The sequence below is a fragment of the Streptomyces sp. A1277 genome, from assembly GCF_004795015.1.
Lineage (GTDB): Bacteria > Actinomycetota > Actinomycetes > Streptomycetales > Streptomycetaceae > Streptomyces.
The window spans coordinates 18832-31456 of the sequence record NZ_SSBI01000053.1 but is presented as its reverse complement, the minus strand read 5'-3'; the positions used below and the strand labels follow the sequence as shown (position 1 = coordinate 31456).

The window sequence follows — 12625 nt, the reverse complement described above, 5'->3', positions numbered from 1 at the left end:
GGACCCCCCTCACCCCCACAGCGCCCGCGGCCCCGGCCCGGGGGACCTCCTCACCCCCACAGCGCCCACGACACCGTGTAGATCGCCAGGCCCGCCAGCGCCCCCACCACCGTGCCGTTGATCCGGATGAACTGCAGGTCACGCCCGATGTGGGCCTCGATCTTGCGGGAGGTCTGGTCCGCGTCCCAGCCGGCCACCGTGTCGCTGATCAGCGACGTGATCTCCGCCCGGTACGTCGTCACGACGTACACCGCCGCGTCCTCCAGCCAGCCCTCCAGCTTCGCCTGCAACCGCTCGTCCGTGGCCAGCCGGGCGCCCAGCGACATCAGGGACGCCCGGGCCCGCAGCCGCAGCTCGCTCTGCTCGTCCTCCGCCGCCGCGATCACCATCGCGCGCACCGACGCCCAAGCCGAGGCGATGACGTCCTGGACCTCGCCGCGGCCCAGGATCTCCGACTTCAGCCGCTCCACCCGGTCCCGGGTCTCCGAGTCGGTCTGGAGGTCGGCCGCGAAGTCCGCCAGGAACGTGTCGATCGAACCGCGCGCCGGATGCCCCGGCATGTCCCGCATCTCGGTGACGAAGCGCAGCAGCTCCTTGTAGACCCGCTCGCCGATCCGCTTGTCGACGAACCGGGGCGTCCAGCCCGGCGCCCCGCCCTGCACCGCGTCCATCACCGAGTCGCCGTGCAGGACGAGCCAGTCGTGCGCCCGGGCGCAGACCAGGTCCACGAGCTTGCGGTGGCCGCCGTCCGCGACGACCTTGTCCAGCATCTTGCCGAGGCCGGGGCCGATCTCCGCCGCGTTCGCCCGCCGGGTGATCGCCTCACCGACCACGGCCTGCACATCCGCGTCCCGCAGGACCGTCAGCGCCCCGCGCAGCGCGGTCGACAGCTCGGCCGTGACCCGGTCCGCATGGGCCGGCTCCGCGAGCCACCCGCCGACCCGGCCGCCGATGCCCAGCGAGTGAATCCGGTCACGTACGACGTCCCCGGAGAGAAAGTTCTCGCCGACGAAGGAACCGAGGGAGGCCCCGAGCTGGTCCTTCTTGGTGGGAATGATGGCGGTGTGCGGAATCGGCAGACCGAGCGGACGCTTGAAGAGGGCCGTGACGGCGAACCAGTCGGCGAGCGCACCCACCATGCCCGCCTCGGCGGCCGCCGCGACGAAACCCGGCCAGCCGCTCACCCCCTCGTTCTTCGCCCAGGTGGCGAGGACGTACACGAGCGCGACCAGCAGAAGGAGGCCGGTGGCCGTGGTCTTCATGCGGCGTACGCCACGACGCTTCTCCTCGTCCGCCGCGGTGTACGCGAACGAGGCGAGGCCCGCGGGCCGCTCCGGCGCGCCCGCGTCCCGCGACTTCCCACCGGGCCCCGGAGGCAGTTCGCCCCGCTCGGTCCGCCCGGTCCCATCGATCCGTTCCATCCGCTCCACCCGTCCGCGTACGCGCAGCCCCAGGCGCCCGCTACGCATTGTGCCTACCTGACCTACTCCCGGACCGCACGTCGAGTTCCCCGCGCCCTGCCGCATCATGGGAACCGGTCCACACCGTTTCTTCGAGGAGACACACCGCCCATGCCCAGGCGCCAGGGGTACACCCTGCTCATAGCCCTAGTGGCGGGTACCGCCGCACTCGCCGCCGCCGTGGCGTTCGCCGGTTCCCTGCTGTTCTCCGGGCCCCGGGCGACGGCGGCCGGCGCCACGGCACCCCAGGGTGTGGCCCGTACCCCGGCGGCGCCGGCGCACGCCTCCGGGCTCTGGCTCGCCACCTGGGCGGCGGCGCCGGTCCTCGGGGTGGCCGACCCGGCACAGGCCCGGGACCAGAGCCGGCGCACCATCCGCAACGTCGTGCACACCAGCGTCGGCGGCAAGGAAGCCCGCGTCACCCTGTCCAACCTGTTCGGTACGCGGCCCCTGCTCATCGACCACGTCACGGTGGACACCCGCCCGGTGACGTTCGACGGCGCCTCGTCGGTCACGGTCCCGGCGGGCCGGCAGAGCGTCAGCGACGCCGTCGTCGTCCCGGTCGCCGCCGACAGCGACCTCGTCGTGACGCTGCGCACCCCGACCGCCGAGGGCCCGGTCACCTCGCACCCCAACAGCCACCAGACCTCCTACACCGAGGACGAGCAGGGCACCTGGAGCACCACGCAGTGGCGCTACCTCACCGCCGTGGACGTGCGGGGCGGCGCCGCGACCGCGACGCTCGTCGCGTTCGGCGACTCGCTCACCGCCGGTACGGGCTCCACCACCGACGCCAACACCCGCTGGCCCGACACCGTCGCCGACCGGCTGCGCGGCCGGTACGCGGTGGTCAACCAGGGCATCGGCGGCAACCGCCTGCTGCGCGACGGCATCGGCCCACGCGCCCTCGACCGCTTCGAACGCGACGTCCTCGGCGTCTCCGGCGCGAAGACGGTCGTCATCGCGCTCGGCATCAACGACGTCCAGGCGTTCCCGCGGGAGACCGACGCCATGCGGATCACCGGCGCCCTGCGCACCCTCACCGAGCGGGCCCACGCGCGCGGCCTGCGGGTCGCCGGCGCGACCCTCATGCCCTACCGGGGCACCCGCAACTGGACACCCGCGCAGAACACGGTGCGCGAGCGCGTCAACACCGAGATCCGGGCGGGCGGCGTCTTCGACGAGGTCCTCGACTTCGACCACTCGCTGCGCGACCCGGCCCACCCGCAGCGGCTGCGGCCCGCCTACGACTCCGGCGACCACCTGCACCTGAACGACGCGGGGTACGCACGCCTGGGAGCGCTGATGGACATCGACGCCCTGCTCGGGACCAAGGCCCGGGCCACGACCGACGCCCTCTGACACCGGGGGCGGCAGAAGAAGGTTCGAAGACGGGGGCTACCGGCCGCCGCGCCCGTCGCCCTTCTCCAGGCGGCCGCGCTGCTTCTCCGCCTCGCGCAGCCGCTGCTTCTCCGCCTTGGTGCGCTTGTGCTCCACGCCGACGCCGCCCATCAGAGCCAAGCCGGTGATCCGGACCCGGGGCGCGTCCGGCGCGGGCAGCACCTCGTCCTTGGCGTGCTCCCCGAAGCCGCCCATGATGCCGATGCCCCGGACGTCCACGTTGAGGTCCGGGGGAACCGTCACATGGATGCCGCCCATGATCGTGAAGCAGCGGATGACGGTCTCGCGGTCCTCGAAGTTCGCCTCGCGCAGGTCGATGTCGCCGCCGCCCCACATGGCGAACGCGGTGAAGACCCGGCCGACCGTCCAGTTGCCCCGGCGGCGGAACCCGCCCCAGAACGCGAAGGCGCCGCCCGAGGTGGCCGGCCTGCCGATCCGCTCCGGCCAACGGGCCGCCGAGCCGGACCTGGGCCGCACGACCGCCGGCGCCGCCGAGGACGAACCAACTCCCGGGAGATCGCGGACGAGCGGTTCCAGCTCCCCGTGCGTCCGGGCCCGGTACGCGCGGTCGAGGCGCTGGTCGAACTCCTCCATCTCCAGCCGGCCCTCGGCCACCGCCTCGCGCAGGATCTCGGCAATACGTTCACGCTCGGCGTCGGAGGCCCGCATATCCGGGAGTTCGCTCGTCATACCGAGCAGCCTATTGAACGCACACGCTCACGTCACCGGCCTACGAAGCGGTGGCGGAGGCGTACATCTTCGCGATCACCGCCTCGATGTCCGGCTCCCGCACCGAGAGATCCACCAACGGGTACTCCGCGGCGATCCGCGCCACCAGCGGCGCCGCCGAGGCCGACGCCGGGAAGGCCAGCCACTGCCGCGGCCCCTCCACCTTCACCGTCCGCACCGACGGCTCCGACTCCATCCGGATCGGCGGGAGTTCACGCTCCAGGTCCACCACGAGCGTCCGCTCGCTCTCCCCCACCTCGTGCAGCCCCGCCAGCGCACCGTCGTACATCAGCCGGCCGTGGTCGATGACCATCACCCGCCGGCACAACTGCTCGATGTCCGTGAGATCGTGGGTCGTCAGCAGCACCGTCGTCCCGCGCTCCGCGTTCAAGTCCCGCAGAAAACCCCGCACCTTGGCCTTGGACACCACGTCGAGGCCGATCGTCGGCTCGTCCAGGTACAGCACCTCCGGATCGTGGAGCAGCGCCGCCGCGATGTCGCCGCGCATCCGCTGCCCCAACGACAGCTGCCGCACCGGTACGTCCAACAGCTCACCCAGGTCCAGGAGTTCGACGCACCGCTCCATGTTGGCGCGGAACCGGGCGTCGGGCACCCGGTACATCCGGTGCATCAGCCGGTACGAGTCACGCAGCGGCAGGTCCCACCACAGCGTCGTGCGCTGCCCGAAGACCACCCCGATCCGGTGCGCCAGCCTCGTACGCTCCCGCGAGGGGTCGATGCCCGCCACCCGCAGCGAACCACCGCTCGGGGCGAGGATGCCCGTCAGCATCTTGATCGTCGTGGACTTCCCGGCCCCGTTCGGCCCGATGTAGCCGACCATCTCACCGCGCTCCACCCGGAAACTGATCCCGTCGACCGCCCGCACCTGGCGGCGCTCGCCACGCAGGAAGCCCGTCCTGCGGCGGACGTCGAAGACCTTCTCCAGGCCGTCGAGTTCGATGAAGGCCGTACCGGTGCCTGTTTCCCTGGTCGTGTCCGTGTCCGTGCTCATCCCGCTGCCTCTTCTCGCCCGTTCCTCGTCAACTTCCCGTACTCCGGTACGCCCGCAGCCCCGTCCGCCACGCCAGCCCCGCCCCGGCCGCGCACACGGCCGCCACCAGCGGCGGCAGGAACGCCACCCAGCGCGGCAGCCCCAGCGGATAGTCCCGGTCCAGCACGTACAGCGCCGGCAGCCAGTTCACGAAGGCCAGCGGCACGACGAACGTCACCCCGCGCACCAGGTCCTTCGCGAAGACCGTCGGCGGGTACTGGAGCAGCGTGTTGCCCCCGTACGTGAAGGAGTTCTGCACCTGCGACGCGTCCTGCGCGATGAACTGGAAGGCCCCGCCCGCCACGAACACCGCGCCGAAGATCACCGACCCGCTCAGCACCATCAGCGGCAGCACGGCCACCTTCGCCGGGGTCCAGTCGATGTCCAGGGCGACCAGCCCGTAGCCGAGGACCAGCAGCCCCTGCGTGATCCGCCCCAGCCTGCGCAGCGCGAACCGGTCGGCCGCCACCTGGGCGAGCACCGGGACCGGCCGCACCAGCAGCGTGTCCAGGGTGCCGTCGCGCACCCGGCGGCCCAGCCGGTCCATCGACCCCATCAGCAGGTCCGCCAGGCCGAACGCCGTACCCGCGGCCCCGTACAGCAGTGCGATCTCCGGGAGCGTGTAGCCGCCCAGCGCGTCCACGTGCCCGAACATCAGGACGATCGTCACGAAGTCGAACGCCGTCGCCGCGAAATTCCCGAACGCCGTCATCAGGAACGACGCCCGGTACGCCATCGTCGAGCGCAGCCACATCCCGACGATCAGCCCGTACGCCCGCACGCCCTCGACCAGCCGCGGCCTGGGCGCGAACACCTCATCGGGCACCTGCGCCACGGCACCCTCCACCACATCAGCCACCCTGGACCACCACCCTCCGCGTCGCCACCGACTGCACCATCCGCCCCGCCAGCAGCAGCACCGCGGCCCAGGACGCCTGGAACACGTACACCCGCACCAGACCCCAGCCCGTGTACTTCCCGAGGAACACATCCGCCGGCACCTGGAGCAGCGCCGACCACGGCAGCAGCCGCGCCACCTCGCCGAGCAGCCCCGGGAACAGGGTCAGCGGCAGCAGCATCCCGGAGAAGAACAGCCCCGCCAGGAACGCGATCTGCGCCGCCCCCGCACCGTCCATCAGCCAGAAGGCGGACAGCGCCACCAGATAGCGGATCGCGAAACTCACCACCACGCCCAGCGCCACCGCGACGAGGAACGCCAGCCAGGTCCCCGCCTCCGACGGAAGCGCCAGGTCGAAGGCGAACCCGCCGAGGACCATCGGCACGATGCCGCGCCCCAGCAGATGGAAACCGGCCCGCCCCAAGTCACCCGCCAGCCACCACATTTGCAGATCGACCGGCCGGTACAGATCAACCGCGATATCGCCCGTACGGATGCGCTCGATCAGCTCGTCCTCGAAGCCGCCGCCCATCATCACGCACGTCATCAGCAGCGCCTGGCCCAGCCAGGCGAACGTGAGCGCCTGCGGCATGTCGTACCCGCCCAGCCGGGGCCGCTCGTCCCACAACGCCGTGTACGTATAAGCCAGGATGAAACCGAAGACGGTATTGGTGAACACCCCCGCGACCGTCTCGATCCGATAGGTGGCATAGCGACGGAAACCGCCCGCCGCCACCACCGCGTAGACCCGCACAGCAACCGCCTCCCCGATTCACGGGTGCCGCACCGTGCGCGGACACCAAAGCGCAAGAGCCTAGTCAGGCGGGGACGGCCGCCGCGACCGCTTTTCGGCGGGCGATCCGAGGGTTATTCCGAGGCTTATGCAACAGAAAGGGGCACTATGGGGTGACTGACCGCGGCCGAGGAGTCTGCACCGACATGAGCGACGAGCCACAGCAGCAGAACGGGGACGCCGAGCCCGGGGGCTGGCCCCCCAGGGACCTGCCTGCCGACGCCGCCGCCCCCGGCTCCACCCCCCAAGGACAGGGCGCCACGGCCGGCACCGGCGGGAAGAAGCCCCCGAAGGCCAAGCGCCCCAAGCGCACCGGCTGGCGCCGGCTCATCCCCACCTGGCGCATGGTCCTCGGCGCAGTCCTGCTCATCGCCGTGCTCCTGGTCGGCGGCTTCATCGCCGGCTACCAGCTCGTGGACATCCCCGCCGCCAACGCCAGCGCCACCGCCCAGTCCAACGTCTACCTCTACCAGGACGGCAGCGTCATCGCCCGCGACGGCGACGTCAACCGGGAGAACATCAAGCTCGCCCAGGTCCCCCGCACCATCCAGCACACGGTCCTGGCCGCCGAGGACCGCGACTTCTACTCCGAACGCGCCGTAGACATCAAAGCCATGTTCCGGGCCGGCTGGAACACCCTCACCGGCAAGGGCAAACAGGGCGGCTCGACCATCACCCAGCAGTACGTCAAGAACTACTACCTGGGCCAGGAACAGACCGTCGTCCGCAAGATCAAGGAATTCTTCATCGCGATCAAGCTCAACCGCGAACAGTCCAAGAACCAGATCTTCGAGGGCTACCTCAACACCAGCTACTTCGGCCGCAACGCCTACGGCATCCAGGCCGCCGCCCAGGCGTACTACGGCAAGGACGTCGGCGACGTCACCACCGCCGAAGGCGCGTACCTCGCCTCCCTGCTCAACGCCCCCAGCGCCTACGACGTCGTCACCCACCCGGAGAACAAAGCCGCGGCCGTCGCCCGCTGGAACTACGTGCTCGACGGCATGGTCAAGGAGAACTGGCTCAGCGCCGGCGCACGCGCCGCGATGACCTTCCCCGCACCCGGCCCCGTCAAACCCGCCAACAGCCTCTCCGGGCAGCGCGGCTACATCGTCCAGGCCGTCGAGGACTACCTCGTCGCCCACGACATCCTGGACGAGAAGACCATCGCCACGCGCGGCTACCGCATCACCACCACGCTGGAGAAGAAAAAACAGGACGCCCTCGTCAAGGCCGTGGACGACAAGGTCATGTCCAGGACCGACGACGAGCGCGGGCCCGACCGCAACGTCCGCGTCGGCGGCGCCTCCATCAACCCCGCGGACGGCCACGTCGTCGCCCTCTACGGCGGCATCGACTACACCCGGCAGTACGTCAACAACGCGACCCGCCGCGACTACCAGGTCGGCTCCACCTTCAAACCGTTCGTCTTCACCTCCGCCGTGGCCAACGACTCCACCACCCAGGACGGCCGCCGCATCACCCCCAGCACCATCTACGACGGCACCGACAAACGCATGGTCCAGGGCCCCGACGGACCCACCGGCTACGACCCGTCCAACGAGGACGACGTCAGCTACGGCCCCATCACCGTCAGCACCGCCACCGACAAATCCGTCAACGCCGTCTACGCCCAGATGGCCGAGGACGTCGGCCCCGCCAAGGTCCGGCAGACCGCCGTCGACCTCGGCATCCCCAAGGACACCCCCGACCTCACCCCCACCCCCTCCGTCGCCCTCGGCGTCGCAACCGCCAGCGTCCTCGACATGACCGACGCCTACGCCACCCTCGCCAACCACGGCAAGCACGGCGACCACGTCCTCGTCACAAAGATCACCAAAAACGGCGAAAGCATCGCCCTGCCCGGCCGTACGGTGAAGCAGGCCGTCAGCCGCGAGGCCGCCGACACCACCACCTCCATCCTCCGGAGCGTCGTGGACGGCGGCACCGGCACCGCCGCCCAAGGCGCCGGACGGCCCGCCGCCGGCAAAACCGGCACCGCCGAGGAGGACAAGGCCGCCTGGTTCGCCGGCTACACCCCCGACCTGGCCACCGTCATCGCCGTCATGGGCCAGAACCCCGACACCGGCGCCCAGAAACCCCTCTACGGCGCGCTCGGACTCCCCCGCATCAACGGCGGCGGCGCCCCCGCCGAGACCTGGGCCCAATACACCGGCGCCGCCCTGCGCGGCACCCCCGCGAAGGAGTTCGACCTCCACCTGGAAGACGGCACCGACAACACCGCCCTGCCCACCGAGGAGGACACCGCCCCCGGCGACACCGGCCGCCGCCCCTCCACCCCCGCACGCACCCCGTCCACCACCCCGTCCCGCACCCCGTCGGCCCCGCGGACCACACCCGGCACCACCGACACCCCCGCCGGAGGCGCCGGCAACGGCGGCACGACGGACGGCGGGGCGGACACCGGAGGCGAGGACGGCGGCGCGAACGGGGGCGGCGGGAACGGGGGCGGCAGCACCGGCGGGAACGACGACGGGAGCGGCGGCAACGGGGACACCGGCGGCTTCCTCGAAGGCCCCCGCGGCACCAAGGCCCCCACCAGCCACCCCTGAGCCGCCGCGTCAGTGCCCCGACGTCGCCTTCAACCCCACCACAGCCACCAGCAACAGACAGACGAAGAAGATCCGGGCCGCCGTCACCGGCTCGTGCAGCACCACCATCCCCAGCACCGCCGCACCCGCCGCACCGATGCCGACCCACACCCCGTACGCCGTACCGATCGGCAGGGTCCGCGCCGCATGCGACAACAACAGCATGCTCGCCACGATCCCCACGCCCGTGAACACACTCGGCCACAGCCGGGTGAACCCCTCGGTGTACTTCATCCCGATCGACCAGGCCACCTCCAGCAGACCGGCGACGACCAGCAGAACCCACGCCACGACAGCACCTCCGACGAGACAGAACACGCGAACAACACGGGTGCGTCGTCTTTGCGGAACCCGGTACGGCGCGTCTCGTCGGGTCCTTCCACCGTAGCAAAGGACAGACAAAAGGCCCGGTGACCACGGTCACCGGACCCTCAGGGCCTTCCGGCGCGGTGACCACGGCCACCGGGCCCCCAGGGCCTTCCGGCGCGGATTACAGATACAACCCGGTCGAATCCTCCGAGCCCTCGAACCGGTCCGCCGCCACCGCGTGCAGATCACGCTCGCGCATCAGCACGTACGCCACACCCCGCACCTCGACCTCCGCCCGGTCCTCCGGATCGAACAGCACCCGGTCACCCGGCTCGACCGTCCGCACGTTCTGCCCCACCGCGACCACCACGGCCCACCCCAGCCGACGGCCGACCGCAGCCGTCGCGGGAATCAGAATGCCGCCGCCCGAACGCCGCTCGCCCTCGGGCGACTCGGACCGGACCAGCACACGGTCGTGCAGCATCCGGATGGGCAGCTTGTCGTCGGTGTTCTCGCTCACGCCCCGCAACCTACCGGGCAGCGGGACGGCCGTGCGCCAGGGGGTGCCGTACCAGGCACCGCCGACCCGGCCGCGACCGGCAAGGCACCGCCCAGGGCGTCAGCGCTTGCCGCGCCGCCTGGACACGACCACCAGACCCACCACACCGACCGCCAGCAGCGCCACCGGGACGACCCGCTCCAGCCGGGGCGAACCCTCCTCCGAGACGAACTGCGCCTTCACGTCCGACACCGCCCGGTTCACCGCGACGTACGCACGCCCGGCCGTCCGGTCCACGGTCCCGGCGACCTTCGCCTTCGCGTCACCGATGATCGTCTTCGGGTGCACACGCACCCCGATCTCATCGAGTACCACCGCAAGCCGCTCACGCCTGCTGATGATGTCCGCCTCGATCTGCGCAGGGGTCCTGGCATCCGACACCGCGCCGCCTCCGTGGTCCTCGTCCGGTAAACCTTCATCGACAGTCTGTCAGTTCCGCCGCATCCGCACCCGGCGGCACCCCTATTACCCTCGGTCCCTTACACCCCACGTACCAACGAGGAGAACCATGAGCGAGCGCCTCAAGCCCGGCGACACCGCCCCCGCCTTCACCCTCCCCGACGCCGACGGCAACGACGTCTCGCTCGCGGACCACAAGGGCCACAAGGTCATCGTCTACTTCTACCCCGCAGCACTTACCCCCGGCTGCACCAAGCAGGCATGCGACTTCACCGACAACCTCGACCTCCTGGCCGGGGCCGGCTACGACGTCATCGGCGTCTCACCCGACAAGCCGGAGAAGCTCGCGAAATTCCGCGAGAAGGAGAACCTCAAGGTCACCCTGGTGGGCGATCCCGCCAAGGAGACCCTGGAGGCGTACGGCGCCTACGGCGAGAAGAAGCTCTACGGCAAAACGGTGACGGGCGTCATCCGCTCCACGATCGTCGTCGACGAGAACGGCAAGGTCGCCCACGCCTTCTACAACGTGAAGGCGACCGGCCACGTCGCCAAGATCATCAAAGACCTCAAGATCTGAGACCCACCCGCCCGCCCGGAGCGAACCGAAACCAGCCGGCCGTTGGGCCGAACGGCCGAAATCATGTGAGCGACATCCCAATCCTCCGCCGAATCGGTTTGCGACCGCCATGTCCGCGCAGAAGCCTTTCCTGAAACACTCGCCGAGGAAAGGAACCGGCCATGGCGGCCTCCGACCCCCACCAGGTGGCCGACCCGGAAGCGGTCAAACGCCACCCCGCCCTCTTCCGTGCCATCCGCAAGCGCCAGAACCCCAAGCTGCGCCGTACGGACATCACGATCACGGACGACCAGGCGGTCAAGCGCGCGGTCAAGGCTGCCTCACTCGGCAACGCCATGGAATGGTTCGACTTCGGCATCTACTCCTACCTCGCCGGAACCCTGGGCCACGTCTTCTTCCCGTCCGGGAACGACACCACCCAGCTCCTCTCCTCCTTCGCCACCTTCGCGGTCGCCTTCCTCGTCCGCCCCCTCGGCGGCATGTTCTTCGGACCCATGGGCGACAAGGTCGGCCGCAAGAAGGTCCTCGCCCTCACCATGATCATGATGGCGATCGGCACCTTCGCGATCGGCCTCATCCCCTCACACCAGTCGATCGGCATCTGGGCGGCCGTCCTGCTGATCTTCTTCCGCATGCTCCAGGGCTTCTCCACGGGCGGCGAGTACGGCGGGGCCTCGACCTTCATCGCCGAGTACGCCCCCGACAAGCGGCGCGGCTTCTTCGGCAGCTTCCTCGAATTCGGCACCCTGGCCGGCTACGTGGGCGCCGCCGGCCTCGTCACACTGCTCTACGCGCTCCTCAGCGACGCCCAGATGGACTCCTGGGGCTGGCGCATCCCCTTCCTCGTCGCGGGCCCGCTCGGCCTCGTCGGCCTCTACCTGCGACTGCGCCTGGACGAGACCCCGGCCTTCCAGAAGCTGGAGGGCGGCACCGCGCACGCCACGGAGGCGGCGGACAGCGTCGAGACGACCGCCAAGGGCGACCTCGCCAAGATCTTCCGCGACTACTGGCCGACGCTGATCCTCTGCATCTGCCTGGTCGGCGCGTACAACATCACCGACTACATGCTGCTGTCGTACATGCCGACGTACCTCTCCGACGAGCTCGGCTACAGCGAGACCCACGGCCTGCTCATCCTGCTGGCCGTCATGGTCTTCCTGATGCTGATCATCAACCAGATCGGAAAGCTCTCCGACCGCTTCGGCCGCAAGCCGCTCCTGATGACCGGCATGCTGGGCTTCCTGATCTTCTCCCTCCCCGCCTTCCTCCTGATCCGCCAGGGCAGCATCCCCGCCATCACCATCGGCATGCTGCTGCTGGGCCTCTCCCTGGTCTGCATGCTCGGCACGATGTCGGCCGCCCTCCCGGCCCTGTTCCCCACGAACGTCCGCTACGGCTCCCTCTCGGTCGGCTACAACCTCTCCGCGTCGCTCTTCGGCGGTACGACCCCGCTGGTGATCACCGCCCTGATCAGCGTCTCGGGCACCAACCTGATGCCGGCCTACTACGCGATGGCGGCGGCCCTGGTCGGCGTGATCGCGGTGGCCTGCATGAAGGAAACCGCCAACAAGCCCCTGGCCGGCTCCCCGCCCTCGGTGGAGACGACGGCGGAAGCGGAAGAACTGGTGGCCTCCCAGACCCCGGACCCGAAGTTCTGACCCTTTCGGCCCCCGCTGCGGCCCGTACGGCTTCCCCTCGAAGCGGTACGGGCCGTTCCGCATCTTGTCGGATATCGGACGTGACTCTCCGATAGTCGGTCCATTGCTCCGTAATGGATCCGGCCTCTCGCAAAGTGCGACAGCGAGGAGCTCATCCGCATGGGCGCAGAAGAACGATG

12 protein-coding genes and 1 riboswitch are annotated in these 12625 nt (G+C 70.3%); of the genes, 4 read left to right on the top strand and 8 right to left on the bottom strand.

Annotated features, from left to right (window positions below):
- Positions 1–50 precede the first annotated feature (50 nt).
- The gene (locus E6R18_RS28685; RefSeq protein WP_240799886.1) at positions 51–1421 is read right to left on the bottom strand and encodes a DUF445 domain-containing protein; all 1371 of its coding nucleotides are present in this window, start codon (positions 1419–1421) and stop codon (positions 51–53) included.
- A gap of 150 nt (positions 1422–1571) precedes the next feature.
- Here E6R18_RS28685 and E6R18_RS28680 point away from each other — a divergent pair, with 150 nt between their 5' ends.
- Positions 1572–2822, top strand: coding sequence for an SGNH/GDSL hydrolase family protein (locus E6R18_RS28680; protein WP_136319790.1), 1251 nt, complete (start codon positions 1572–1574; stop codon positions 2820–2822).
- A 36-nt stretch (positions 2823–2858) separates the two neighbouring features.
- On the opposite strand, the gene E6R18_RS28675 is transcribed toward E6R18_RS28680, so the two are convergent.
- From E6R18_RS28675 to E6R18_RS28660, 4 genes are all read right to left on the bottom strand, one after another.
- Entirely contained in the window at positions 2859–3530 is a 672-nt protein-coding gene (locus E6R18_RS28675) for a DUF1707 domain-containing protein (RefSeq protein WP_136319815.1), read from the bottom strand.
- Positions 3531–3591: 61 nt separating this feature from the next.
- The gene (locus tag E6R18_RS28670) at positions 3592–4602 is read right to left on the bottom strand and encodes an ATP-binding cassette domain-containing protein (protein WP_136319789.1); all 1011 of its coding nucleotides are present in this window, start codon (positions 4600–4602) and stop codon (positions 3592–3594) included.
- A gap of 28 nt (positions 4603–4630) precedes the next feature.
- Positions 4631–5500: an ABC transporter permease gene (locus E6R18_RS28665; RefSeq protein WP_136319788.1), complete on the bottom strand. Its 870-nt coding sequence runs from the start codon at positions 5498–5500 to the stop codon at positions 4631–4633.
- On the bottom strand, positions 5493–6293 hold the full coding sequence (locus tag E6R18_RS28660) for an ABC-2 family transporter protein (RefSeq protein ID WP_136319787.1): 801 nt from the start codon (positions 6291–6293) through the stop codon (positions 5493–5495). Before E6R18_RS28660 ends, E6R18_RS28665 begins: the two co-directional genes overlap by 8 nt.
- Positions 6294–6478: 185 nt before the next feature.
- On the opposite strand from E6R18_RS28660, the gene E6R18_RS28655 reads away from it, so the two are divergent.
- Positions 6479–8905, top strand: a complete 2427-nt coding sequence (locus tag E6R18_RS28655) for a transglycosylase domain-containing protein (RefSeq protein ID WP_136319786.1) — start codon at positions 6479–6481, stop codon at positions 8903–8905.
- A 9-nt stretch (positions 8906–8914) separates the two neighbouring features.
- On the opposite strand, the gene E6R18_RS28650 is transcribed toward E6R18_RS28655, so the two are convergent.
- The 3 genes from E6R18_RS28650 to E6R18_RS28640 form a co-directional block, all read right to left on the bottom strand.
- Positions 8915–9235 (bottom strand): multidrug efflux SMR transporter, encoded by a 321-nt coding sequence (locus E6R18_RS28650; protein ID WP_136319785.1) that lies wholly within the window; start codon positions 9233–9235, stop codon positions 8915–8917.
- A 39-nt stretch (positions 9236–9274) separates the two neighbouring features.
- Positions 9275–9343, bottom strand: a riboswitch (guanidine-III (ykkC-III) riboswitch).
- Between the two features lie 91 nt (positions 9344–9434).
- Complete coding sequence (locus tag E6R18_RS28645) at positions 9435–9773, bottom strand: co-chaperone GroES (protein WP_018555876.1); 339 nt, start codon at positions 9771–9773, stop codon at positions 9435–9437.
- Between the two features lie 99 nt (positions 9774–9872).
- On the bottom strand, positions 9873–10193 hold the full coding sequence (locus E6R18_RS28640; RefSeq protein WP_136319784.1) for a DUF3618 domain-containing protein: 321 nt from the start codon (positions 10191–10193) through the stop codon (positions 9873–9875).
- A 127-nt stretch (positions 10194–10320) separates the two neighbouring features.
- Here E6R18_RS28640 and bcp point away from each other — a divergent pair, with 127 nt between their 5' ends.
- Positions 10321–10788: a thioredoxin-dependent thiol peroxidase gene (bcp, locus tag E6R18_RS28635; RefSeq protein ID WP_136319783.1), complete on the top strand. Its 468-nt coding sequence runs from the start codon at positions 10321–10323 to the stop codon at positions 10786–10788.
- Positions 10789–10949: 161 nt separating this feature from the next.
- The gene (proP, locus tag E6R18_RS28630; protein WP_136319782.1) at positions 10950–12446 is read left to right on the top strand and encodes a glycine betaine/L-proline transporter ProP; all 1497 of its coding nucleotides are present in this window, start codon (positions 10950–10952) and stop codon (positions 12444–12446) included.
- The last annotated feature ends 179 nt before the right edge of the window (positions 12447–12625 follow it).

Excerpts from the sequence above, each read along its gene's own strand:
- bcp (WP_136319783.1), top strand. The coding sequence starts at position 10,321 with ATGAGCGAGCGCCTCAAGCCCGGCGACACCGCCCCCGCCTTCACCCTC.
- E6R18_RS28675 (WP_136319815.1), bottom strand. The coding sequence starts at position 3,530 with ATGCGGGCCTCCGACGCCGAGCGTGAACGTATTGCCGAGATCCTGCGC.
- proP (WP_136319782.1), top strand. The coding sequence starts at position 10,950 with ATGGCGGCCTCCGACCCCCACCAGGTGGCCGACCCGGAAGCGGTCAAA.
- E6R18_RS28670 (WP_136319789.1), bottom strand. The coding sequence starts at position 4,602 with ATGAGCACGGACACGGACACGACCAGGGAAACAGGCACCGGTACGGCC.
- E6R18_RS28655 (WP_136319786.1), top strand. The coding sequence starts at position 6,479 with ATGAGCGACGAGCCACAGCAGCAGAACGGGGACGCCGAGCCCGGGGGC.
- E6R18_RS28685 (WP_240799886.1), bottom strand. The coding sequence starts at position 1,421 with ATGGAACGGATCGATGGGACCGGGCGGACCGAGCGGGGCGAACTGCCT.
- E6R18_RS28680 (WP_136319790.1), top strand. The coding sequence starts at position 1,572 with ATGCCCAGGCGCCAGGGGTACACCCTGCTCATAGCCCTAGTGGCGGGT.